The organism is Cytobacillus kochii (genome assembly GCF_020171845.1).
Taxonomy (GTDB): domain Bacteria; phylum Bacillota; class Bacilli; order Bacillales; family Cytobacillaceae; genus Cytobacillus; species Cytobacillus kochii.
Genome location: NZ_JAIVAM010000005.1, coordinates 272,235 through 295,544 on the forward strand (window position 1 = coordinate 272,235; position 23,310 = coordinate 295,544).

Annotated in this window: 23 protein-coding genes; 5 read left to right on the forward strand and 18 right to left on the reverse strand. The window is 39.1% G+C overall.

Features of this window, described 5'->3' with window-relative positions:
* Nucleotides 1-13: 13 nt before the first annotated feature.
* The 3 genes from LCM23_RS10300 to LCM23_RS10310 all read right to left on the reverse strand — a co-directional run bounded on the left by LCM23_RS10300 (nt 14) and on the right by LCM23_RS10310 (nt 3,717).
* Nucleotides 14-910 (reverse strand): NAD(P)/FAD-dependent oxidoreductase, encoded by an 897-nt coding sequence (locus LCM23_RS10300; RefSeq protein ID WP_224936864.1) that lies wholly within the window; start codon nt 908-910, stop codon nt 14-16.
* Nucleotides 911-1,952: 1,042 nt separating this feature from the next.
* Complete coding sequence (locus tag LCM23_RS10305) at nt 1,953-2,531, reverse strand: hypothetical protein (protein WP_224936865.1); 579 nt, start codon at nt 2,529-2,531, stop codon at nt 1,953-1,955.
* Nucleotides 2,532-2,541: 10 nt separating this feature from the next.
* The gene (locus LCM23_RS10310) at nt 2,542-3,717 is read right to left on the reverse strand and encodes a ParM/StbA family protein (protein WP_224936866.1); all 1,176 of its coding nucleotides are present in this window, start codon (nt 3,715-3,717) and stop codon (nt 2,542-2,544) included.
* 723 nt (nt 3,718-4,440) lie between these two features.
* On the opposite strand from LCM23_RS10310, the gene LCM23_RS10315 reads away from it, so the two are divergent.
* Entirely contained in the window at nt 4,441-5,928 is a 1,488-nt protein-coding gene (locus LCM23_RS10315) for a peptide MFS transporter (protein ID WP_224936867.1), read from the forward strand.
* A gap of 49 nt (nt 5,929-5,977) precedes the next feature.
* Here LCM23_RS10315 and LCM23_RS10320 read toward each other — a convergent pair whose 3' ends face one another.
* Nucleotides 5,978-6,967 carry an ornithine cyclodeaminase family protein gene (locus LCM23_RS10320; protein ID WP_224936868.1) on the reverse strand — a complete coding sequence of 330 codons (990 nt, stop codon included), beginning with the start codon at nt 6,965-6,967 and terminating at the stop codon, nt 5,978-5,980.
* Between the two features lie 82 nt (nt 6,968-7,049).
* Complete coding sequence (locus LCM23_RS10325; protein WP_095371459.1) at nt 7,050-8,339, reverse strand: MFS transporter; 1,290 nt, start codon at nt 8,337-8,339, stop codon at nt 7,050-7,052.
* A 346-nt stretch (nt 8,340-8,685) separates the two neighbouring features.
* Here LCM23_RS10325 and LCM23_RS10330 point away from each other — a divergent pair, with 346 nt between their 5' ends.
* Nucleotides 8,686-9,855: an MFS transporter gene (locus LCM23_RS10330; protein ID WP_224936944.1), complete on the forward strand. Its 1,170-nt coding sequence runs from the start codon at nt 8,686-8,688 to the stop codon at nt 9,853-9,855.
* A gap of 27 nt (nt 9,856-9,882) precedes the next feature.
* On the opposite strand, the gene LCM23_RS10335 is transcribed toward LCM23_RS10330, so the two are convergent.
* The 12 genes from LCM23_RS10335 to phnG all read right to left on the reverse strand — a co-directional run bounded on the left by LCM23_RS10335 (nt 9,883) and on the right by phnG (nt 20,027).
* Nucleotides 9,883-10,722, reverse strand: coding sequence for an ABC transporter permease subunit (locus LCM23_RS10335; protein ID WP_224936869.1), 840 nt, complete (start codon nt 10,720-10,722; stop codon nt 9,883-9,885).
* Nucleotides 10,722-11,510, reverse strand: a complete 789-nt coding sequence (gene phnE / locus LCM23_RS10340) for a phosphonate ABC transporter, permease protein PhnE (RefSeq protein WP_224936870.1) — start codon at nt 11,508-11,510, stop codon at nt 10,722-10,724. The genes LCM23_RS10335 and phnE overlap by 1 nt, the downstream gene beginning before the upstream one ends.
* A gap of 11 nt (nt 11,511-11,521) precedes the next feature.
* The gene (phnC, locus tag LCM23_RS10345; protein WP_224936871.1) at nt 11,522-12,283 is read right to left on the reverse strand and encodes a phosphonate ABC transporter ATP-binding protein; all 762 of its coding nucleotides are present in this window, start codon (nt 12,281-12,283) and stop codon (nt 11,522-11,524) included.
* 21 nt (nt 12,284-12,304) lie between these two features.
* Nucleotides 12,305-13,330: a PhnD/SsuA/transferrin family substrate-binding protein gene (locus LCM23_RS10350; RefSeq protein WP_224936872.1), complete on the reverse strand. Its 1,026-nt coding sequence runs from the start codon at nt 13,328-13,330 to the stop codon at nt 12,305-12,307.
* A gap of 117 nt (nt 13,331-13,447) precedes the next feature.
* Nucleotides 13,448-14,281, reverse strand: coding sequence for a PHP domain-containing protein (locus LCM23_RS10355; RefSeq protein ID WP_224936873.1), 834 nt, complete (start codon nt 14,279-14,281; stop codon nt 13,448-13,450).
* On the reverse strand, nt 14,278-14,988 hold the full coding sequence (locus LCM23_RS10360; RefSeq protein WP_095371454.1) for a phosphonate C-P lyase system protein PhnL: 711 nt from the start codon (nt 14,986-14,988) through the stop codon (nt 14,278-14,280). Before LCM23_RS10360 ends, LCM23_RS10355 begins: the two co-directional genes overlap by 4 nt.
* On the reverse strand, nt 14,985-16,190 hold the full coding sequence (phnM, locus tag LCM23_RS10365; RefSeq protein ID WP_224936874.1) for a phosphonate metabolism protein PhnM: 1,206 nt from the start codon (nt 16,188-16,190) through the stop codon (nt 14,985-14,987). Before phnM ends, LCM23_RS10360 begins: the two co-directional genes overlap by 4 nt.
* 15 nt (nt 16,191-16,205) lie before the next feature.
* On the reverse strand, nt 16,206-17,045 hold the full coding sequence (locus tag LCM23_RS10370) for an ATP-binding cassette domain-containing protein (RefSeq protein WP_224936875.1): 840 nt from the start codon (nt 17,043-17,045) through the stop codon (nt 16,206-16,208).
* Nucleotides 17,038-17,904 carry an alpha-D-ribose 1-methylphosphonate 5-phosphate C-P-lyase PhnJ gene (locus LCM23_RS10375; RefSeq protein WP_224936876.1) on the reverse strand — a complete coding sequence of 289 codons (867 nt, stop codon included), beginning with the start codon at nt 17,902-17,904 and terminating at the stop codon, nt 17,038-17,040. Before LCM23_RS10375 ends, LCM23_RS10370 begins: the two co-directional genes overlap by 8 nt.
* A 5-nt stretch (nt 17,905-17,909) precedes the next feature.
* The gene (locus LCM23_RS10380) at nt 17,910-19,001 is read right to left on the reverse strand and encodes a carbon-phosphorus lyase complex subunit PhnI (RefSeq protein WP_224936877.1); all 1,092 of its coding nucleotides are present in this window, start codon (nt 18,999-19,001) and stop codon (nt 17,910-17,912) included.
* Entirely contained in the window at nt 19,001-19,591 is a 591-nt protein-coding gene (gene phnH, locus LCM23_RS10385) for a phosphonate C-P lyase system protein PhnH (RefSeq protein ID WP_224936878.1), read from the reverse strand. Before phnH ends, LCM23_RS10380 begins: the two co-directional genes overlap by 1 nt.
* Nucleotides 19,592-19,604: 13 nt before the next feature.
* Entirely contained in the window at nt 19,605-20,027 is a 423-nt protein-coding gene (gene phnG, locus LCM23_RS10390; protein WP_224936879.1) for a phosphonate C-P lyase system protein PhnG, read from the reverse strand.
* A gap of 430 nt (nt 20,028-20,457) precedes the next feature.
* Between phnG and LCM23_RS10395 the strand changes: the two genes are divergently transcribed.
* The gene (locus LCM23_RS10395) at nt 20,458-21,372 is read left to right on the forward strand and encodes a hypothetical protein (RefSeq protein ID WP_224936880.1); all 915 of its coding nucleotides are present in this window, start codon (nt 20,458-20,460) and stop codon (nt 21,370-21,372) included.
* 33 nt (nt 21,373-21,405) lie between these two features.
* Here LCM23_RS10395 and LCM23_RS10400 read toward each other — a convergent pair whose 3' ends face one another.
* Complete coding sequence (locus tag LCM23_RS10400) at nt 21,406-22,080, reverse strand: GntR family transcriptional regulator (protein WP_224936881.1); 675 nt, start codon at nt 22,078-22,080, stop codon at nt 21,406-21,408.
* A gap of 105 nt (nt 22,081-22,185) precedes the next feature.
* Here LCM23_RS10400 and LCM23_RS10405 point away from each other — a divergent pair, with 105 nt between their 5' ends.
* Both LCM23_RS10405 and LCM23_RS10410 read left to right on the forward strand, forming a co-directional pair.
* Complete coding sequence (locus LCM23_RS10405) at nt 22,186-22,521, forward strand: heme oxygenase (protein WP_095371445.1); 336 nt, start codon at nt 22,186-22,188, stop codon at nt 22,519-22,521.
* Between the two features lie 101 nt (nt 22,522-22,622).
* Nucleotides 22,623-23,309, forward strand: coding sequence for a response regulator transcription factor (locus tag LCM23_RS10410; RefSeq protein ID WP_224936882.1), 687 nt, complete (start codon nt 22,623-22,625; stop codon nt 23,307-23,309).
* The last annotated feature ends 1 nt before the right edge of the window (nt 23,310 follow it).

Sequence of the window (23,310 nt, forward strand, 5' to 3'; positions counted from 1 at the left end):
TCCTCACCTTCTACTAACGATAAATTAATGATTTATGAATCCATATGGCCGCCTGAGAGCCTTCACCCATAGCAATTGTCACTTGTTCTGAATGAGCCACAACATCACCCGCAGCCCAAACATGAGGGACATTCGTCATTTTCGAGCGCCCATCCGTTATAATATGCTGATTACCTAAACGTTCTACACCTAATTTTGCTGCTAAGTCTGATTTTACCTGATTCCCTCCATAAGCAATAAAACCCCTCTCACCTTCTACCACCTGCCCAGATTCCAATCGAACCCCCCGAAACGATGAGTCCTCTGCCAATACTTCCGCTATTTTTTCTTCAATCACTTCTATTCCTAATTTCTCTAACTGTTGATAAGTTTGTGGATAAACTTCTTTTTTCTCATCATTAACGAATATTATTGAATTCGTCCAATAAGCAAGCGTCAATGCCATATTAGCACCCGTGTTCCCAGAACCCATCACAACCGTTGTTTTATCCTTCACCTCATACCCATCACAGTCTGGACACACGTACACAGTCAAACCTAGACATGGGCCGAGCGATTCATAAGGGGGAATATGGTCCATTATTCCTGTGGCAAGTAATAACCGCATGCCTCTATATTGCTTATTACTTCTTGTGTAAATAATGAACTCCTCTTCCTCGTATACAATGTCTACCACTCGTTCATCTTGATAATGAACACCATATTGTTCTCCATGCGCTCTCCCGATTTCCCTAAGATAAGGGCCGCTTACGCCATTAGGATAACCTAATATATTATGATAACTTTGACAGATTGACGATCGACCTTGATTATCATCAAGCACTAACACCCGGTGTTTATAACGACCTAATTGAATCGCTGCCTGTAACCCTGCGATTCCACCACCAATAATGATGCATTCGTATTTCATACTCCTCATCCCTCCTCATTTTCATCTTCGTATTGTTTCCAAACGGATGAAAAAAAATGAAAAAGGGCAACAAAAACTTATTATCCACAATAAACACATTAACTTGTGGATAAACCATATATATACACAGGGTTATACACATACGAACAAACGCTTGGTTTAATAGCTTTTCTCCGTGATATAAATAACTTCTTCCTTTGAATCCATTTCACCTTTTTAAGTTATCCACTTTTTATTGTGGACAACTGTTGATAAGTGCTAATATTCTTTAAATTCTTTTCAAGTGACTTGATTTTTAACTTTTTAGTTACTCAGACTTGCGGCACACTCCTTTTTACTTTGTTTATTTCTGGAGGAGCTCTTCTTTTAGTCGCGGTTCTTCCTTTTTCGCTACTTATTTCTTGAGGAGCTCTCTTTTTAGTCGCGATTCTCCCTTTTTCCCTACTTATTTCTTGGGGAGCTCTTCTTTTAGTCGCGATTCTTCCTTTTTCCCTACTTATTTCTTGGGGAGCTCTTCTTTTAGTCGCGATTCTCCCCTTTTCGCTACTTATTTCTTGGAAAACTCTCTTTTTAGTCGCGATTCTCCCCTTTTCGCTACTTATTTCTTGGAAAACTCTCTTTTTAGTCGCGATTCTCCCCTTTTCGCTACTTATTTCTTGGAAGGCTCTCTTTTTAGTCGCGATTCTTCCTTTTTCCCTACTTATTTCTTAGGAAGCTCTCTTTTTAGTCGCGATTCTTCCTTTTTCCCTACTTATTTCTTAGGAAGCTCTCTTTTTAGTCGCGATTCTTCCTTTTTCCCTACTCATTTCTTGAGGAGCTCTCTTTTTAGTCGCGATTCTTCCTTTTTCCCTACTTATTTCTTGGGGAGCTCTTCTTTTAGTCGCGATTCTCTCCTTTTCGCTACTTATTTCTTGGAAAGCTCTCTTTTTAGTCGCGATTCTCTCTCTCTTGTTCCCTAATTAAAGACATATCTTCACAGGCCCGCCCAACATGGGTTCAAAAATAACAAAAAGGTTGCCCACCCACGTCGGCAACCTTCCTGCTATTTATTCATATGTGACAAAAAACCACCTAATAAATCATCAATATCTTCTTCGGCTTCTTCCTTATGTGGTTCTGGTTCGTTTTTCTTCGCTTGATTCCAATCGAAACTATCTAGTTCATCTTCAAACGTCGCATCGTCAGCAGGTTCTTCCGCAGCAGCAGTTTCCTGCCATTCATCAACAGGGGTAACTCCTGATTCTTCTTGCAAATATAATGCTTCATCGATATTAGCTGAGCCACTATTTAAAGAGGCTAATAATGCTGTAGCTCTGAGTGGGTCGGAAATAAGCTGGTACACAATACTTCCGAGTAGTGCCTCAGAATGCTCATGTTTTAGCCAATCCTTTTGAACCTTTGTTAAGTGTTTCGGAAGTGGAATCGTAATAGCTTCTCTCTCATTACTCTTATTTTGATTGACTCCCGCAAGGACAATTTCTGCAACCTTACTAGAAAAATTTCTTCTCTCTGTTGTTTTTAACCTTTGTAGCTCTTTTAGTAAATAATCTGGTGTATCAGATGGTATTCGGAATGAAATTGACTGACCCCTTTTCAATTCCGAAGAAGCTGGTTTTTTCATCAAAACTCACCTAGTTTGATTTAACAGGTTTCTTATCCTGCTTATCTTTATTTGTTCTTCTTGCATAATCTGCAACCAATTTATAATAGGCATTCGCCATCATCCAAATGCTTTCTTTTTCATCTTCAAAAAAGTCGATGTTAAAGCCATCTAAATTATTATTCAATGTCTTGAGGTAATCTTTTAGGACGATGGAGCCTCCACCAACAAAATAGCATATCTCGGTTTGCGAATTTTTTTGCCATACGTTTCTTAATAAACGGTATTGCTTCTTCGCTAAGTCTAAAAGAATGCGATCTGTAATGTCATGAACGCTTGTGCGGCTACCTTTAACCATAATATGGTTGCGATTGTTTTTTCTTGTAATAATCTCTACGACATCGCGGCGGCTATCAAGCTCTATACCATGTTTTGATCTTATTTCTTCTCTAATCGCTTCTAAAGATTCAGACACACCTAAATTAAAGCCTTGAGCTTTATCATCATCCACATTTCGATCTTTAATAACTGCGATATCTGTTGATAAACCACCAATATCCTGAATAAGTATGCGTTTATCTATTAAGTCTTTATTAATAATATTTAATTGATTGTCCATCACCAAATTAATGAATGCAGCAAAGCCTTCAGGATAAACTTTAACATCATCAAATTTAATATTAACCTTTATCCCTTGATATTTAGGCGTAATTAAAAATTCAACTTGATGAACAGACCCCATTAATTTAGAACGATAACCTGAATCTTTACCTTCTTTAGCTTCTCTCAATGGAAGGCCTGTACCTAATAAATAATTCGCATCCACCACATTACCAGATCTCTTAAATGTAGCTCCTTTTTCTTCGTTAACTGCATCCAATGCCAATGCTGTAAATAACATGACCAATGTTTGATCTTCTTCAGATTTACTACTGCCTGGATCAAGCTCTGACGCGTTATCACTTTTGGTTGCTAAATGCCCAACACGATAGATTGCATTATTCTCTTTCAAAGCAGGGGAGTGGACACGAATATGTATGCCATCTAGCGGATCCTTACTATTTAGCTCTTCAATTCCAATGACTGGTCTATCCTCAATATCTCTTGCTACGACATTCGGTAAATTAAGCTCGTTCTCTACCTTACCAAAAATAGCTTTAAGCGAATCATTACCAACATCGACAGCCGCAATTCTTGTATTCGTCATCTCTTATCCAACCCTTTCATTCTCATAAATTTGAGTTAATAGTTTAAGAGTAATAGAGAATGAAGTAATAAGCAATGAAACAGGGTGAAAAGTTACCAAATCGTAAAAACGTAAACAAACAGCAAAATTACGCATACTTGTATACTTTAATGTTTACAAGAATACACAACAAGCATACATGTTGATATAACAAGATGTATACACTTTTGCACACTTGTACACATATGAAAAATCGAATGTAAACAATAACGTAAACTTGCACACTTATTTCGTTTACATGTATTCAATTACAGAATACATGTAAACACAAACCTTCCTACCTCCTATTTGTTTATAAAAAATATTAAAGGGAACGATACTTTCATGCCCTTAGGGAGGTCTATTGAAAGTGAATAAATGAAAGTATGAGAATCATTTAAGCAGAAAATACTATCAATGGTTTATAGTTCCCACTTGAGGGTCTTCAGAATTTACATATAATTACCAAAATTTGCTGAAATGTAATTAACATGATTAGACTTTTTGATAAAGTCCACCTATTATACTTCTCCCTAAAACATTATTATTTTATTATCCGAATAATCTTAATATAATTTTTTCAAAAAGGATCATTCCCATTAAATCAATATTTATACGTTCACATGGCTAAAATATACTTATCTTTGATTTGACAAAAATCTGAAAAACATTATTATAGTATAAGTAAAAAAAGGAGGAAGTTATATGTCTGACGACAAACAACGTATTGTCGATAGTGTGCCTCAGAAGGGATTTTTTGGACACCCTAAAGGTTTATTCACACTATTTTTCACTGAATTTTGGGAGCGCTTTTCCTACTATGGAATGAGAGCCATCCTTGTTTACTACATGTATTATGAAGTTTCACAAGGCGGTTTAGGTCTTAGTCAAACAACGGCTTTATCTATAATGTCTATATATGGTTCACTTGTTTACATGTCTGGAATCATTGGCGGTTGGTTCGCTGACAGAATATTTGGTACTTCTAAAGCTATTTTCTATGGCGGAATCCTTATTATGCTTGGACATATCGCATTGGCTATTCCTGGAAGCGTTGCCATGTTCTTTGTATCCATGGTATTAATTGTCTTGGGAACTGGTTTATTAAAGCCTAATGTATCAAGTGTTGTAGGTGATATATATAGCGAAAATGATAGTCGCCGTGATGCAGGGTTCAGTATTTTCTATATGGGAATTAACCTTGGTGGTTTCCTTTCTCCTCTAATCGTTGGTTCACTAATGGATACAAGTTTCCATCTTGGATTTGGTGTGGCTGCGGTTGGTATGTTTGTTGGATTAGTCACTTTCCAAGTAACTAAGAAAAAATATTTAGGTCTAGCAGGTACTCAGGTACCTAACCCATTAGCACCAAATGAAAAGAAACGAGTATTTACACAAATAGGATTAGGTATCCTTATTGTTGCTATTCTAGTTGCTGTAGGTATTCCTACTGGATATTTAACATTTGAAAGTCTTGTCTTTATTGTCGGAATTTTAGGAGTAGGAATTCCAATTATATACTTTACTGTTATGTACAGAAGTAAGAAAACGACAGATGTGGAACGCTCAAGATTAATTGCCTATATACCTTTGTTCATTGCAGCAGTTATGTTTTGGGCAATTCAAGAGCAAGGTTCCACAATCTTAGCCAGTTATGCAGACAATCGTACGGATTTAGAATTTATGGGAATTACTATTTCCCCAGCATGGTTCCAATCTCTTAATCCTTTATTCATTATTGTATTGGCACCAATGTTTGCTTGGTTATGGGTGAAGCTTGGTGATCGTCAACCTACGATTCCACAAAAGTTCTCTCTCGGATTACTATTTGCAGGTCTTTCTTTTATCGTTATTCTTGTACCTGGATATTTCGCTGCAGACGGTGCATTAGTAAGCCCACTTTGGTTAGTATTAAGTTATTTTATTGTTGTACTTGGTGAACTTTGTTTATCACCAGTTGGTTTATCAGCAACGACAAAACTAGCTCCAACTGCATTCTCTGCACAAACAATGAGCCTTTGGTTCTTAGCAAGTGCAGCAGCTCAGGCCATCAATGCACAAGTGGTTAGATTTTATTCAGCTGAAACAGAAGTACTTTATTTCGGTATTATTGGTGGTTTATCCATTGTCCTTTCACTCGTTCTTTTCTTGGTTGCACCAAAAATCCAGAAAAAAATGCGAGGAATTAAATAAATCCATAGAAAAAGATGAACCTATACGACGGTTCATCTTTTTCTTTCGCTTAAACCTCTACTTCTGTACCAATTCCCTGTATTTTGGCTTTATCATATACAGCTGCTGCAGCTGCTAAGTCAAAATAAGCAGCTCCAACAGATTTGAAGAAAGTAATTTCTTCCTCTGATTCTCTTCCCTTAATGGTATGTGCTGCTAATTCTGTAAGCTCTCCATGTAGCTCATTAAATTGCCAATCACCTTTATTATTAGGAATAATAAAGTCACCAGCTTCTTCTTTTACACCTTCTATCGTATCAGCAACCACTTTACTCGCTCGTTTTAATGTTTCAACGTCCACTTCTTGCATATTAGGTAAATAAGATCCAATGCCATTGATATGTGTGCCTTGCTGCAAACTAGCTCCTTTGAATATTGGTTCCACTGCTCGTGTACTACAATTGACAATATCAGACCGTTTCACAGCATCATCAGGATCTGCTACCACTTCCACTTTCCCTTTATAATTTGGCAGGATCTCTCTCATTCGGTTATAAAAGTTCTCCGCTCTTTCCCTTGTACGGTTATATAAATATATATGATCAATATTTCTGACTTCGCATACAGCTTGTAGTTGCTCCTCTGCCATTGCACCACAACCAAGCACGGCAACAGATTTTGCGTCTTTTTTTGCTAAGTATTTTGTTGCGACGCCACTAAGCGCTCCCGTTCTTAATCTAGTTAAATAAGATGCATTCAGACAAGCCACGTGTGTACCGTTTTCTGTATCTGATAACAAGATGACACCTTGGGTTGTTTTTAACCCTTCTTTAGGGTTCTCAGGAAAGATTGTGACTATTTTTACTGCAGCTTTCTTCATTGTCTCCATTGCACTAGGCATATATAATGCCGATGCTTTTTTTGAAGGAATATCTAAAACAGTTCTTTGTGGACTCGCGATTTTACCTTGATGATGAGCAACAAGTGCTGCTTCCATATCCTCAATCGCATCTTTCATTACATATAATGTTTTAATTTCTTTCTCTGATAAAACAAGCATAAAAACATCTCCCTTACAACTATTGACCACATCTCATAAAGCCCGATACGATGACGTACCGAGCTTTTAAATTAACAATCTACTACATGGCTACATCTTGATCTAATTCTTGTTTACTTTTTTCACGTACAGCAATCATGGCAATGAGAGAAATCGCAGCACATAATATAATATATAATGCCACCGGTACATAGGAACCATTAAAGTAGGCAAGTAATGCAGTAGCGATTAATGGCGCGGTTCCACCTGCTACCGCAGCACCAATTTGATAACCTAATGTAATACCCGTATAACGAACATTTGATTTAAAAATTTCTGAGAACATTGTTCCTAAGACCGCTGTAATCGGTGCCCAGACAATCCCTAATCCTAAGACAGTTGCAATGACAAGCCAAGTAACCGTTCCTTGCTGTAACATCCAAAAATAAGGGAAAGCAAAAACAGCCATTGCTATTGTACCACCAATATAGAGTTTCTTCCTACCGATCTTATCAGAAAGACTCCCCATGATAGGAATAAGAATAGTTGTTACAATGGTTCCTACTGTCACAGCATTTAGGGTCGCTGTTCTTGAAAAGCCTAATTCGCTCGTTGCATATGAAACGATAAACGTACCGAAAATATAAAACGGCGCGGTTTCTACTACTTTTGCTCCTACTGAAATGAGTACTTCTCTCCAAGAGGTTTTAAATGTTTCAACGATTGGTATTTTAGCAATCTCTCCACTTTCTTGTGCCTTTTTAAACGATGGTGTTTCATCGATTCCTTTACGGATCCAAAGACCAAAGAAGACGAGTAATGCACTCATGATAAACGGAACACGCCAACCCCATGATAGAAACTGCTCTTCAGGTAATAATGTCATAATAGACAGCGCAATAGTTCCAAGAAGCATACCGATAGTTACCCCCATTTGTGGGACACTACCGAATAATCCACGTTTTTCCTTTGGGGCATATTCTACAGCTAATAAAACAGCTCCACCCCACTCTCCTCCGAGTCCAATTCCTTGGATAAGACGAAGAATAATCAGCAGAATAGGTGCCATGACACCAATGGTTTCATACGTTGGTAAGAAGCCCATTAATACAGTAGATCCACCCATAATGGTTAATGTTAATACTAATGTTTTCTTTCTCCCTACCCTATCACCAATATGGCTGAAGATTACTCCACCTAGTGGTCGAATAAAGAATGCTAACGCAAATGAAGCATATGCCAACATTAAGCCGACTGTTGGGTCATCACTATGGAAGAAATATTCATTAAATACAAGAGCAGCAACCGTACCATAGAGAAAATAATCAAACCATTCAATCGAGCTTCCAACAAGGCTAGCAATTAATACTTTTCTATTCTGAGCTTTACTCATTCTAGCACCTCCCTATAATTATAAGAAATATCAAAATATTGTATTTTCAATATAATAGTATATTTATACAAAAAAATCTATAGTTTTCTAAAAAAAGTTCTTTTAACTTATTTAATTGGTTCATAATAGACTGAATGCACAAGAAGCTATGCTAGTAAAAGATTTTCTCACCAAATCACTTTATAAGAATAATAATTAATAGATACTTCTTATTATCTGCACTAAATCCTGCATTACTGGACATAATAGAGGTATATAACTTTGATTTCCTACAGCACTTTCTTTTTCTCTGCCCTTATGATATTTATGTTATAGAGCTGTTATCAGTATTGGAGTGACTTTTGTGATCGAAAAGAAAAAAGCTTTACCTATTTTGTTTGCTGTTATGTTTCTCGTTATGTCCGGATTTGGTGTCATTATTCCGGTTATACCATTCTATGCAGAAGAAATTGGGGCAACCCCTTCGCAATTAGGTTTATTAATGGCCGTTTATTCACTTATGCAATTTATCTTCGCACCATTATGGGGACGTGTGTCTGATCGTTATGGCAGGAAACCAGTCATGCTCATCGGCATATTAGGTCTCTCACTTTCGTTCTTCTTAATGGCTTTATCTAGTGAATTATGGATGTTATTTGTCGCACGCATCATTGGAGGAACGCTGTCTGCAGCAAATATGCCAACAGCGATGGCTTATGTTGCTGATATCACGACAGAGGAAGACCGTGCAAAAGGCATGGGGATGATTGGCGCTGCAACAGGTTTAGGCTTTATATTTGGCCCAGCAATAGGTGGGGTATTTTCCCAAGCAAGTTTAAGTACACCCTTTTATGTAGCAGGAACTCTCTCGCTAATTACGAGTCTTTTCGTCCTTTTTGTTTTAAAAGAATCGTTACCTGCAACAGGTACAGGCGAAGGTAGAGAGCGTCCTTCATTTTGGGAAGCGTTTAAAGGCACGACCTCCATTTTATTTATCTTGAATCTGTGTGTATCTCTGTCTCTTGCAGGATTAGAGGCTACCTTTGCTTATTTTGCTTTTCAAAAAGCAGGGCTACAGCCAACAGAACTAGGTATCATTTTTATGATAATGGGCTTCGGTTCTGCTCTTGTTCAAGGCGGGTTAGTCGGGAGGCTCTCTAAGAAATATGGAGAAGGAGCAGTCATTCAAGGGGGCATAATCGTCAGTGTGATTGGTATGGGGCTTATTTTAACATTAGATACCTTCTTAACCGCGGCAATCTTCCTTACAATTTTCGGAATGGGCAATGGCGCGATAAGACCTGCAGTGTCAAGTCTATTAACAAAATCAGCAAAAGGAGCGCATGGCAATATAACAGGGCTTTTATCCTCTTTTGATTCCTTAGGAAGAATACTTGGTCCTCCTCTCGGCGGGTTATTATTTACTGTTTCGATTGGATTTCCTTATATTTCAGGAATGATTCTTTCCGTTTGTGCATTATTATTATTTCAAGTTTACCGTATGAAAGCACCAGGTAAAAAAAGCTTTGAAGCTTAAAAAAGGCTGTCTATGTAAGGCAGCCTTTTAATGTTGACTTGGGAAATAGTGTTTTTTAAGCTGTGTCGACGCAAGTTCTAATAGTATCGCAACAAGGAGAATACAATAGGTGATAAAACCAACTTCTCTTAAATCAAAGTAGAATCCCGATGCCATAAAGAGTTCAAAGCCAATGCCACCTGCCCCTGCGGCCGCCCCCATTGCAACAGCAACTGAAAAATTGATTTCAAAACGAAGAAATGTCCATGATAAAAGATAAGTCATTGTAGATGGTAAAACTGCATGAACGATAGTTTGCCACCAGCCAGCACCTGTCGACCGTAACGCTTCAAGCACCCCTTTATCCACTTCCTCAAATGATTCGGAGAAAGCTTTTACCAAATAGGCTACGGAATGGAACAGCATGCCTAGAACAGCTGCCGTACTCCCTAATCCAGCTGCAATAGCAAAAATCAAAACCCATAAAACCGTTGGAACTGCTCGTATGAACGCGACATACGTTTTAATCACTTTAGCTATACCTTGATTTGATAAGTTTTCCGCTGATAATAATGCAAGGAAAAAGGCAATTACGGCTCCAATTACTGTCGATAGAACGGCTAATGCTAATGTAACACCAACTTGATACAACGCTTCACCCCAAGAAAAGTGAGTTAAAGCTGGCGTAAGGAACATTGTCTGTAAATTCGTCATTGTCTCCTTTAATGCGGAAGTTAACTGAAAGCCGGTATAGTCAAAAAAAAGGAAGGCAGCAACAGTTACAATGCCGAGGCTCCATAGAATCGCCTTTAATGTATAGTCAACCTTATTGCCTATTTTTATATTAATTCGACCCGTTTTATCTCGCTTTATATAGGCTATTCCCATTATAAGATCACCTTCCTGATACGGTTCGATGTGAGTTCTATGGCGATGACTGTAAGGATAATTAATAATGTCACCAGCGCAACCGCTTCATAATTTAAGGTCTTATAATACAGGTCAAATGTATAGCCGATACCTGTACCTGTCAAAATGCCAACCAAAGTTGCGCTTCTTATATTCGTTTCGATCATAAACAACATCCAACTCAACATTTGTGGTAATGCCTGTGGAATAACAGCTTTAGAGATGACTTGAAAATATGTGGCCCCCGTCGCCGTTAAGGCTTCAAAAGGCTTTAAGCCCACTTCATCAATCGTTTCCATAAACGCTCTCGTCAAAAAGCCAACTGTACCAACAAATAGAGCAAGAAATCCGGTTAGTGAGTTTTGTCCAAATGAGAGTAGAAGAATTAACGCCCATGCTACGACAGGGATATTTCTCGCGACAGAAGCTATCCCTCTAGATAAACCCGCCATTAATCCATTACGCCTCGTCGTTGTTGAACCTGATATTCCGAGGAAGAAAGAAATGAATGCCGCTATCGTTGTCGCAGCTACTGACATGAGAATGGTTTCTACCAATTTCAACATAATGTCAGGAAACTCACGCCAAGTATCCGCCGTAATCCATAAATTTTCAACCATCCATAGACCAGCTGTTGGAATAGCTAACAAGCTTTGATAAAAGTCAAATTGGACCATCTCAATCGATAACCATGTGAAGCAACAAACGATAATCAGCAAGAAGAGATGTTGCCATTTTCTACTTAATCGTTTTTGATCTGTTAACATATTCGCCTTCCTCATACCGTTATAAGCTCTCTTGTATCCATACCATAGACTTCTCCAATATGATGAGTGTCTAATTGTCTATTTGGCCCATTAAAAACTAAATGTCCTTTATTTAAACCGATAATTCTATGCGAATAGGATTGGGCTACCTCGACTTGATGGAGGTTAACGATACAAGTGATACCCATTTCTTCGGTAATAGACTTCAGATAATCCATAATAACCTTGGAAGAATGAGGATCTAATGACGCAATCGGTTCGTCACATAAGATGAGCTTCGGATCTTGGATAAGTGCGCGGCAAATTCCTACTCTTTGCTGTTGTCCTCCACTTAGTTGGTCACAGCGTTTATAAGCATGTTCAGCGATGCCCAGCTTCTCTAGGAGATAGAAAGCTCTTTCTTTTTCTTCTTCACTAAAAATACCGAACATTCCTTGTAAAGTTGACTTATATCCGAAGCGCCCATGAAGTACATTTTCGATAACTGTTAAACGTGGGACAAGATTATAATGTTGAAAGATCATCCCGATATTGGCTCTTTCTTTTCTCAATGACTTTCTGCCAAGTGTAAGAATGTTTTCCCCATTAAAAAGGATTTCGCCACTATCCGCTTCCACTAAGCGATTGATGCATCGCAATAAGGTTGATTTTCCGGCTCCTGATGGACCAATAACCGATAAAAATTCACCTGTTTCAACAGTAAAATCGATATTTGTTAGTACACGGTGATCTTGATAGGATTTATTTAGTCCCCTTATTTCTAATAATGCCAAAGGATTTCGCCTCCTCATAGATTACTTAGATAGCTCTCTTATCGGGTTAAACCATTCATCATCCACTGGCGCTAATCTTTCTTCACCAGATTTAAAGAATAAAGCCGATTGATCTGAACCCTCAGGAACAAAGATTTTCTCATTATTTGCTACTTCGTCACTCGATAAGTAGTCTTGTAGCTTTTTAAAACCATCCTCCCCTAAAAGGTCGATATTGCCAACAAAAGGTGCATTTAAAACCGGTGTGACACTAATGAGCACAAATTCTTTACCCTTTACAAGACTAAATGGCTCAGCTGCATTATCTTTTACGCGATAAATCGAACCCGGACGATTCGCTTCGCCTTCCACAAGCTCAACATAATTTTCTACACATGTATCACAAAAAGCTGCTACATCAGCACTTCCCTTTAACAAATTAACCGCAGACCCTTGATGTGAATTGCCGAATAATACCTGAGAGAATAATGGACCACCTTCCATTAAATCTTCTTCTGTTAAACTTTTATCGCTAAAATGGGCAATCAAATCAGAGGCAGGTACTTTAAATCCTGATGTGGAACTATTTGATACAAATGACATTTTTTTATCAGCAATTGTATCTAAAGAAAATTCCCCATTTTCTTTATAGTTATTTACATCATCAACATTGACAGCTAACCAGCTATGATAAACGGCATCGTCTAACGTGCCTGATTCTCCTGTTGAAACAACTAATGGTTCAATAGCGTCATTACGCTCTTTCGCTTCTATATAACCTTGTGCACCCATAAAAGCGAGCTCCGCATTGTTATTTACCATTGTCTCAATAGAAATCGCATAATCCGTTGTTAAATGGTGCTTCACTTCACGACCTGTTGCATCAGCAATTACCTCACCAATGTCATCTCTTGATGATTTCATATCTGATCCTGATTCACTTGGATACCAAACAATATCGACAACATCATCACTTGCAGAAGCCTCGCTATTTCCTTCTTCTGAGCAAGCACCAAGTAACAAAGTCAATAATACAAGCAGCAACCAACCATATGATTTTTTACCCATTTTCATTCACTCCCTTTATTTACGATTTAACTTATTTCACTTTAATTTAAGCATAATAATCTACACAAAAGACTGAATTTACTGTCTTTTTACACGAAATATACCGGCTTTCACTAATCATTTACAAACCAAATAATCAGTTAACAATCGGTTTAGAGGCGACTCATAGTCCCCCATACGGACTGATGAACCAAATGCACCGTGATAATCTGAACCACCTGTCATAAGAAGACCATACCTTGCCATAAGGATATCAATTCTTTGGTGATCCGCTTCACTATGATCAGGATGATTACGCTCAACACCATCCAATCCAATCTGACTATCTACAAGCTCTTCAATCAGATCATAGGAATCAAGTTGACCAGGATGGGCAATTACAGCAAATCCACCATCTGCTTTAATCGCTCGAATGGCATCATATACGTCCACATAAGCAATATCCCCAGCAGCTACTCCCCCTCCTTTAAACAGTGAACGATACAACTTTTTATATGCTTCTGAGTCGTAAGGTTCTGACGTAATGGCCGCCATAATATGTTGCTTATAAATCGTCTCACTTGGTGAGGCGATTTGCGATATTGCTTTTATAGACAAATGGATGCCTTGCTGTTGAATTTGCCCAATTTGCCAAATGGAATGGGCTTGTCTCCGCTTAAGCACTTCATTACATAATGCTAAAATATGCCCTTTGTTAGCATCATAATGGTAGCCTAGTACGTGTACTTTTCGGTTTCTTTTGAAATCAAATGTGGAAATTTCAATCCCAGGAATAAGCTGAATCTGATATGTTTCGGCCCATTTCAAGGCTTCCCCTTGCCCTTTTACCGTATCATGGTCAACGATGCTAATATGTGTGATACCGGCCGCTGCAGCTTTTTCCATAACCACTTGAATGGAATCTGCGCCATCTGAAAAATCGCTATGAACATGTAAATCCGCCTTCCTCATAACGCCGCTCCTGCCCTTTTGAACGATTGCTGGCTCATTTCAAAAATATGATCACATAATTCATCCATAAATTCGATATCATGGAAAACCCCTAGCAATGTTGTCCCACTTTCCTTTAACTTTTGAATCACTTCTTTCACCTTTTGTTTGGACTGTTGATCAAGACTTGCTGTTGGCTCATCTAACAGGAGTAGCCTTGGCTTTTTAACGGCTGCGATGGCGATGTTTAACCTTAACTTTTCCCCACCTGAAAACGTATTAGGGTACGTATCCCATAGTTTGCGATCAAGTTCAAAATGAGAAAGCACTTCCTCTGCTTCTTTTTGTGCTTCTAATAATGACCGCCCCGTCTCCAAAACAGATTGCTCTACTAATTCGCGGGCGGTTGTTCGTGGCATGACATTTAAAAATTGTGACACATACCCAATTTCATATTTTCGTAAATAGATGATCTCCCTTTCTGACGCTTTTTGCAGATCAATCCATCCATATTTCTCTGAGTCAAAATAAATCCGCCCCGCTTCAGGTAAATATGTGCGATAAATACTTTTTAAGATCGTTGATTTCCCACTGCCACTTTTGCCCGTGATCCCGATAAATTCACCTTGGTTCATTGAGAAGTTCAACTGTTGCACAGCATGAATCGTCTGACCTAAATGCACAATTTGAAAATTCTTCTCCAGACCTTCAATTTTTAAGAATGTCATCGTATTACCTCCTCCATCGCCGGGTTTTTTCGGTAATTCGTTGTCGTTATCACAACACCATTAACCATTGTTAATGTTACAGTTGGAAAACCATCATCCAATTTCTCAATGATGAGTAAATCCGCTTTATAGCCAGGTTTGATAGAACCAATTTCATGATCAAGGTTTACTGCCTTCGCTGGCTTTGAAGTGACCATTTGGAACATATCTAGGAGGTTCTGATCATACTTATCATGGAGCGTAAAGATAGAATGGAGTAAGGCCGATGGATAATAATCACTACATAAAATATCTGCACATTGATGGCGAATCGCTTCTGCTGCAGATAAATTGCCTGAGTGCGAGCCGCCTAAAAGGATATTGGGCGCCCCAACGATTGTATATAGACCGCTCTGCTTCGCCTTTTTAGCAACCTCTAATGTAATTGGAAATTCACTGATTGTGGTCCCAATGGATTGGACGAGGTCAATCTTACCTTTATGGTCATCATCATGTGAAGCAACGCTAACCCCTTGCCCTATCGCTATTTCAGCAATCTCTTTCATCATGTCAATCGTCATCACTTTTGAAGATAGGCGGTCTTGGATAATACGATTTAACTCCTGTTCAGTTAAATCACGATAACCACGCATCGTTTCACGAAAAACTTCTAAATTGCGATACTGACCTTGACCTGGTGTATGATCCATAAAAGATAGCAGGTGAATTTTACCTGAACGGAGGTTCTCTATTAAACGGTCGACACCTTCCAGATTATCTATTTCAAAACGAGCATGTAGGCGATGGCGAATAAGATGTTGCTGCTCGGATGTTTCCGTAATCGCTTCGACTAATTTCTGTACATTTTCTGGTAAGCGCATCGGCTTATGGGTGAAAATATCCTCCCGGTAGAAAGAAAGTGAATGAAACATCGTTGTAATCCCGTGTCCAATGAGGATCTTTTCTGCTTCACGCAGGCCCATTTGGACATTCATCATACTTGTCGGTCGCGGCGAGATGATAGATTCAATATAATCAGAGTGAATATCTATAAATCCTGGAGAAATATAACCCCCGTTTGCATCTATTCTTTCAACATTGGTAAATGAAGTGAGTTCATCTTCTTTTACAATCGCCTTGATCCGTTCTTCTTCTACTAATACTGCATGTTTTTCTAGCATTCTATCTTCAAGTACAATCACACCGTTATGAATAATATACATATGCACCCTCCTCTTTTATAGCAACGAATAAACAAGCTGTTGTGTGTAAGCGTCTTGAGGATCTTCAAGGATTTGATCTGTTAGCCCTTTTTCGATTACTTCCCCATTTAACATCACCATTGTGCGGTCAGCTAGCATACGAATAACGGCTAAGTCATGCGATACCACAATCATGCTGATACCCATCTCACGTTGAATCGTTTTAATTAAATCAAGGACACTGGCTTGCACAGATAAGTCTAACCCGGTCGTTACTTCATCTAAGAAAAGAATAGGAGGATAGTTAGAAAGGGCTTTTGCAATCTGCACACGCTGCTGCATTCCCCCTGAGAACCGCTTGGGTTCTTCTTTCATTCTAAAAAGGGGAAGATGGACTTTGTCGAGCAATTCCGTTCCGACACGCTCCATTTCACCGACATGGCGATTGCCTGCTGCAATGAGTTTCTCAGCGATATTTCCAATAGAGGAAAAGTTCATCTTCAACCCTTTTGCTGGATTTTGATAAACCATTCCGAGGATATGGTTGCGCACATATCTTTTTTGCTGATTAGAAAGAGCAAAAATGTTTTTCTCCTTAAAATCTTCATGGTTGATAAACATTTCCCCACCTGTCGCAGTCTCATCAAAATATAAACATTGCATAAGCGTAGATTTCCCACTCCCACTTTCGCCAACAATCCCTAATATTTCCCCGGGAAATAATTCAAACGAGATATTTCGACAGGCATACACTGTCCCACAATAAGGGCAAAAATTCTTTTCTAACTGTCTCGTATCTTGATGCTGACAATGACTACAGCTTCTTCCAAACACTTTTTCTAATCGCTGGACTTGTAAGATAGGTTCATCACGCATAGCTTATATCCCCTTTTCCTTGAATCGCCCCATTTACTTGTGCTAAACAATGGTGAGAATCATTACATTGGTAATACACCTTATCCTTATCTGCATCTATGATCTCATCCAAAAACGTATCGGTTGACCCGCATAAATGACAAGCTTGTTCTGCGAAAGATTCGACAGTAAATGGGTAATCCTCAAATGCTAATGAACGGACATCTGTATAAGGTGGAACCGCATAAATTTTCTTTTCTCGTCCTGCCCCTAATAAAATAAGTGCTTCTGAATGATTCATTTTATGATTATCAAATCGGGGAATAGGACTCGGTGCCATCACATAACGGTCAGCTACATAGACGGGGTGGTCCGCCCCTGTTTTGGTCTGACCATATTTCATAATTTGTTCAAATAACTGTAGCCAAGCACCGCTGTATTCTTCTTCCGCATGGAGAATTTTCGTTTGTCTTTCACTCTTTTCTACTGACCGCAATGGTTCTGGAGCAGGGACCTGCAAGACGAGCACTTGACCTTCTGTTAAAGGCTGCTCAGGGATGCGATGTCTTGACTGAATAATCGTTGCTTCTGCCGTTCCTTCCGTAATGGCAATGCCTGTCGTTTTTTCAACTAGTTTTTTGATATTGACTGCATTAACCGATTCATCTGACCCTTGATCAATCACCTTTAATACATCGTCTTTGCCAATGATGGATAGCGTCACCTGTAATCCACCTGTACCCCAGCCTCTAGCGATAGGCATTTCCCTCGAAGAAAAGGGCACTTGATAACCTGGAATACTAATCGCTTTTAAGATCGTTCTTCTAATCTCTTTTTTTGAGCCTTCATCGAAGAAAGCAAAATGATGGAGTCTTGTCATAATTATTACTCTCCTTTCTGTCCTTTTCTTGCACGATCGAGCTTAGATTGGAAAGTCACATAATGAGGAAGTTTCAAATGCGAAATGAACCCTGTCGATTCAACGGAATCAATATGCAATAAAACAAACTCCTCGTCATGTGTAGGAAAATCAGGTGATGGGTGCTGCAAGCATTGATCTAAAATACTCATCGCTATCGCCTTTGTCTCATTTTGCCCGTAGCACATCCCATAGCCGATTTCAAAGTCGAGGGCTTCTTCACTTTCCTCACTCGCGCCCTTTACCGGCACAAATGATTCCACTTCTGTCACTTCAATAGCACCTATATAATAATGCTCTTCCTCACATTCATGTGGCGATGAGATGTGAATAGGCATCATACCCACCCTCAACTCCCCTACATTGGGATGAACTTGACCGTATCCCCGCATAGAAGCATAACCAAGAGAAGTAACTGCACCTGTCTGTCCCCTTGTTAATGTCTGCAACCTTGCACTTCGATTGGCAGGAAATTGGAGGCTCTTCTTTGTGACATCAAAAGGCTCGCGATTATCATCTACATAAGTTTGCACAAGACCGTTTTTCCTTAAATATTCCACAACTTTAGGGAAAATTTGTGATGATGGCTGCTCTCTCAGCTGATCGATTTTTTCTTTATAATGCTGCAACCATTGTTTCTCTTCTTGTTGATTCTCTATTAATAAATCAAAATCTAACAATCTATGTGTATAATCCGTTGTTGCTCCTAATATTTGTCCACCAGGGATATCTTTAAAACTAGAAGAGATCCGCCTAGAAATGCGCATATCTTCTGTCTGAATTGCTTCGCTATAATACAATCGTGGTAATGTCGAACGATGGGCACGCAAGGTAAATACGGCCTCCTCCATATTCCCTTCCGATTGTTTAATAGCCAGCGCAGCTAACATAGGCGCATACAGACTAGCTTCAGACATCACCTGATCTACTAAACCCTTCATCGTGGCAAGAATTGTTTCAATTTCTATATGCCTTTCACCTTTCAGCCGGTTATAACGAAGGCGTTCAATGGAGGCTTCGATAGCCTCTGTCCCTCCTTTAACGGCAACATATCCCATTACTTACTCACCTCACTGATTACTGTTGTCCTTGGTAAACAAACAAGCTTACCTACTTGGTCTGTTATCACGATATCGATTCCTAGCGGAAATTCTTGATTTTTCTCTTCACGTGCTTGGTTGATTGTCTGAGAATAAGCGAGCTTTAAACGCTTAACCTTCTTGATCCCCGGTCCTTTTAATAGCCATTCTTGTCCTGATGACAACTCTGGGGTCTCAATAATGATGGTGGCAGAAAGTTGAGGGTCGATTAAACTCCCTTTTTTCGCCGATTGGATAGCGCTTATTAGACCAGCTTGTGGTAAATCAGCTGTAATGATGATAAAATCGGCTTCACTTTCCTCCACATGCTTGGCTAATGTCAGTTGGGAGATTCTTTGGACGAGTGACGTATGGTTCCCTTTAATATGGAAAGTTGCCTCGCTATCGAGTAAGGTGACCATCGTTAAAAAGGTAGAATGATAACAATCAATTGGATGGTCAATTTGAATCATTTGCTTAGCTAAACTATTTGTTTTACCAGGCTGTGCCATGCCATCCATTACCTTGCGAAAAACAGCTTGTGTGTCATGGACATAATCAAGTGGCATTATTTTCACTCCCTTAAATTGACATCGTTTCAAAGGACACTTTTGTTTCCATTAAGTGTGCCTGCTCTTTGTTTTCCTGATCGATGATTGCTTCTTCTTTCGCTTGGAGAAGTTGATTCCATCTCGCCATAATCGGCAATTTCGCGCCATAAGCGGCATCAATGATGGCAAGGTCACGAGACCACTCTTCTTCTAGACCGATGACCATTCCCTTACCTATACTGCCCTCTATTTCTACCATCGTCTCCGTCATTAATACTTCCCCTAGATAAAATAGGGATCGCTTGGCTGTTTCTCTTACCTTCAGCATTGTTAAACCGTTTCTCGGTGCAACTATTTCTTTTACGTCGTAATGTTCGGTCACCTCTCTCGCCATCTCCTTAGCCAACGAGGCTCCCGCCTTCACTAAAATCGTTGTTCTTCTTTTTCGATTCATCTCCCTACCTCCTCTCGCAAGTTCATCGTAACTTGGCGCCAAGCTGTTGTGTTTTAATTTATTTTTAATATTGTGTAAATAAGGATTTACATGGCGGACACCTTTATAGAATTAACCCTTGCAAAAAAACCCCTCTCCTTTTTTTTGTGGTGAGGGGTCTTTGAAAATGAATATAGCTATAATGGTTTCGAGCTGGAGCTGCTTTTTTGAGGTTATTAATGTGGTTGTCAGCTAGTAGGGTGAGTAGATCGGTGGTCGGTGGTTGCTCTTGCTTATCAAGCGATTATCTACCATATTCCGTTAAGGTTATTGTTCAATTATGAGCTTAATTTCATGATACCCTTTGACATCGAGCCTCTACGGGTATAATTATTCCGCCGCAAAAGCCAGGAGTATCAGAGGCTGGTACGCCCTACCATGCAAGGTGATCATGTCCGCATTTCCATATAAATTTGGCGACAATATCCTTCAAACTGTTGTCAGCCTCATCCAATCAAAATATATATTCTTATATGAGCGTTTAAAACTGAGACTGTGTGTAAAACATGGTTTCACGCAAGAGGATGATGGACTTGGCTTTGTATTGCGCGCAAACCTTAGTTTCGCGCAACATTCTTTTGGATTTAGCTTTGTTCTGCGCGCAAACCTTAGTTTCGCGCAACATACTTTTGGATTTGACTTTGTTCTGCGCGCAAACCTTAGTTTCGCGCAACATGCTTTGGGATTTAGCTTTGTTCTGCGCGCAAACCTTAGTTATGCGCAACATGCTTTTGGATTTGACTTTGTACTGCGTGCAAACCTTAGTTTCGCGCAACATTCTTTTGGATTTGACTTTGTACTGCGTGCAAACCTTAGTTTCGCGCAACATACTTTTGAATTTTGCTTTGTTCTGCGCGCAAACCTTAGTTTCGCGCAACATACTTTTGAATTTTGCTTTGTTCTGCGCGCAAACCTTAGTTTCGCGCAACATGCTTTTGGATTTAGCTTTGTCCTGCGCGCAAACCTTAGTTTCGCGCAACATACTTTTGAATTTTGCTTTGTCCTGCGCGCAAACCTTAGTTATGCGCAACATACTTTTGGATTTAGCTTTGTTCTGCGCGCAAACCTTAGTTTCGCGCAACATACTTTTGAATTTAGCTTTGTTCTGCACGCAAACCTTAGTTTCGCGCAACATACTTTTGGATTTAGCTTTGTTCTGCGCGCAAACCTTAGTTTCGCGCAACATACTTTTGGATTTGGCTATGTACTGCGTGCAAATCTTAGCTACACGCACCATACTTATAGATTTGACTATGTATTGCGCGCAAATCATGTTTTTTTCTCTCTCTCACATCATTCTCTCTAGTTATATATCTAAAACCAAGCAATCGGCCCCATTTTACCGGAGCCGATACTTAAATTTATCACTTCTATAAAGAATGCACGTTCGTTCTAGTATTTTTTCAGTGTCTTCGCATACGGTATGACTTTCAAGACAAATAAGTGGGAGGATATTATTGCACTTGAGCAACTCTTGCTCATAGGCGGAGGGAAATTGTACGCTTAATACTGCTCCATTATTGGTGAAGTGATGAAAACCATGAACTCGGTAATAGGCGAACATGGATGTAATTGTCGGCGCATCTTTTTTAATAGTAGGGAAAACCTCTGTATTGACATACGATTGATGAATAGCAATTGGCTCCCCATTAATATAGCGAAGTCTCGACAACATATAGGTTTGGTTCTCTTTATCTATCTCATTAGCTGGGGAAAATAGATTCACCGTTTTCAAATCATAACCGGAAGCTAGCATTTTATCTGTAAAACTTTCGCCCCCCGATAAGTGTAAATGAATCACATCTGATTCAGGCTTTAAATACCGCCCTTTTCCGCGAACGGAATAAAGGTGGCCTCGACCTTCTAAGTGTTGTAACGCTTTTCTCACAGTCATTCTTGGCAACTGAAACTCTTCTGCTAATTGATTTTCAGATGGGAACTTTTCATTCGATAGATACTCACCTGCAATGATTCTTTTCACTAATTCATCAATTAATAACGCTTCACTATACATCCCTCTCACCTCTCGCCTTTATTTTACCAAATGAAGGGCTTTAATTTCAGAATTGATGAAAGTAAGTTTATAATAAAAGCATGATCACTAAAAGGAGGAATCATGATGTATATTGTAACGAATCGCATTAAAATGAAAAAAGGTTTTGCTGAAAGATTAGCACCTAACTTCACCAAGCCAGGTCCTCTACAAGAAATGAAAGGTTTCATTAAAGTGGAAACCGTTATTACACAAAACTTAGAAGAACATGATGAATTGAATGTGAATATGTATTGGGAAGACCTTGATAGCTTCCAAGCTTGGAAGGAAAGTGACATATTCAAACAAGCACATAAACGCCCAGAACCAAAACAAGGGGAAGAGCCTAAAGAATCTCCAATGCTTGGTAGCGAACTCGTTATCGGGAAAGTAGCAACGACAGTTGAAGCTATCGGAAAATAACGGATAAGAAGATCGTCGCTGTACGGTCTTCTTTTTTTCTAGAAGGTTGTCCTCCCTTTCGTTTTTAATATAATATATGGAAAAACAAGTGTGGTGAAAAGATGTTTACTCTCTTACTTATAGAAGACGATGAAAGCTTATATCGGGAGATCAGAGAAAGGTTAGAACAATGGTCATATAACGTGAATGGAATTGATGATTTCTCAAAAGTAATTGAACGATTTTCAGAGGTTAAGCCCGACCTCGTAATCATAGATATTCAATTGCCTAAATATGACGGCTTTCATTGGTGTCGTATGATTCGTAACCATTCTACTGTCCCAATTATTTTCTTATCTTCTCGTGATCACCCGACAGATATGGTCATGTCTATGCAACTTGGAGCGGATGATTTTGTGCAAAAGCCTTTTCATTTCGATGTACTTGTGGCAAAAATCCAAGCTTTATTAAGAAGAGCCTATAACTATACGGCTGATTCTCAGACACTACAAACATGGTATGGAGCTAAAATCGATTATGAGAAATATGCGGTTTCTAACGAACACGGTGAGATTACCTTAACGAAGAACGAAATGTTTATTCTTAAACAATTGCTTCAACACAAAAATAAAACACTAAGCCGTGATGAACTTATAAAAGCTCTATGGGATGATGAGCGATTTATTAGTGACAATACTTTAACCGTTAATGTGAACCGGCTAAGAAAACGGCTGGAGGAAATCGATTTAGGCAAACATATACATACAAAGGTAGGACAAGGTTATATGGCAATGGAAGAGGACTATTAAT

What these genes read in the sequence shown, in the direction of transcription:
- LCM23_RS10300 (WP_224936864.1), bottom strand. Translation starts at nt 910, where the DNA reads ATGAAATACGAATGCATCATTATTGGTGGTGGAATCGCAGGGTTACAG.
- LCM23_RS10305 (WP_224936865.1), bottom strand. Translation starts at nt 2,531, where the DNA reads ATGAAAAAACCAGCTTCTTCGGAATTGAAAAGGGGTCAGTCAATTTCA.
- LCM23_RS10310 (WP_224936866.1), bottom strand. Translation starts at nt 3,717, where the DNA reads ATGACGAATACAAGAATTGCGGCTGTCGATGTTGGTAATGATTCGCTT.
- LCM23_RS10315 (WP_224936867.1), top strand. Translation starts at nt 4,441, where the DNA reads ATGTCTGACGACAAACAACGTATTGTCGATAGTGTGCCTCAGAAGGGA.
- LCM23_RS10320 (WP_224936868.1), bottom strand. Translation starts at nt 6,967, where the DNA reads ATGCTTGTTTTATCAGAGAAAGAAATTAAAACATTATATGTAATGAAA.
- LCM23_RS10325 (WP_095371459.1), bottom strand. Translation starts at nt 8,339, where the DNA reads ATGAGTAAAGCTCAGAATAGAAAAGTATTAATTGCTAGCCTTGTTGGA.
- LCM23_RS10335 (WP_224936869.1), bottom strand. Translation starts at nt 10,722, where the DNA reads ATGGGAATAGCCTATATAAAGCGAGATAAAACGGGTCGAATTAATATA.
- phnE (WP_224936870.1), bottom strand. Translation starts at nt 11,510, where the DNA reads ATGTTAACAGATCAAAAACGATTAAGTAGAAAATGGCAACATCTCTTC.
- LCM23_RS10350 (WP_224936872.1), bottom strand. Translation starts at nt 13,330, where the DNA reads ATGGGTAAAAAATCATATGGTTGGTTGCTGCTTGTATTATTGACTTTG.
- LCM23_RS10355 (WP_224936873.1), bottom strand. Translation starts at nt 14,281, where the DNA reads ATGAGGAAGGCGGATTTACATGTTCATAGCGATTTTTCAGATGGCGCA.
- LCM23_RS10360 (WP_095371454.1), bottom strand. Translation starts at nt 14,988, where the DNA reads ATGACATTCTTAAAAATTGAAGGTCTGGAGAAGAATTTTCAAATTGTG.
- phnM (WP_224936874.1), bottom strand. Translation starts at nt 16,190, where the DNA reads ATGTATATTATTCATAACGGTGTGATTGTACTTGAAGATAGAATGCTA.
- LCM23_RS10370 (WP_224936875.1), bottom strand. Translation starts at nt 17,045, where the DNA reads ATGCGTGATGAACCTATCTTACAAGTCCAGCGATTAGAAAAAGTGTTT.
- LCM23_RS10375 (WP_224936876.1), bottom strand. Translation starts at nt 17,904, where the DNA reads ATGACAAGACTCCATCATTTTGCTTTCTTCGATGAAGGCTCAAAAAAA.
- LCM23_RS10380 (WP_224936877.1), bottom strand. Translation starts at nt 19,001, where the DNA reads ATGGGATATGTTGCCGTTAAAGGAGGGACAGAGGCTATCGAAGCCTCC.
- phnH (WP_224936878.1), bottom strand. Translation starts at nt 19,591, where the DNA reads ATGCCACTTGATTATGTCCATGACACACAAGCTGTTTTTCGCAAGGTA.
- phnG (WP_224936879.1), bottom strand. Translation starts at nt 20,027, where the DNA reads ATGAATCGAAAAAGAAGAACAACGATTTTAGTGAAGGCGGGAGCCTCG.
- LCM23_RS10395 (WP_224936880.1), top strand. Translation starts at nt 20,458, where the DNA reads ATGTCCGCATTTCCATATAAATTTGGCGACAATATCCTTCAAACTGTT.
- LCM23_RS10400 (WP_224936881.1), bottom strand. Translation starts at nt 22,080, where the DNA reads ATGTATAGTGAAGCGTTATTAATTGATGAATTAGTGAAAAGAATCATT.
- LCM23_RS10405 (WP_095371445.1), top strand. Translation starts at nt 22,186, where the DNA reads ATGTATATTGTAACGAATCGCATTAAAATGAAAAAAGGTTTTGCTGAA.
- LCM23_RS10410 (WP_224936882.1), top strand. Translation starts at nt 22,623, where the DNA reads ATGTTTACTCTCTTACTTATAGAAGACGATGAAAGCTTATATCGGGAG.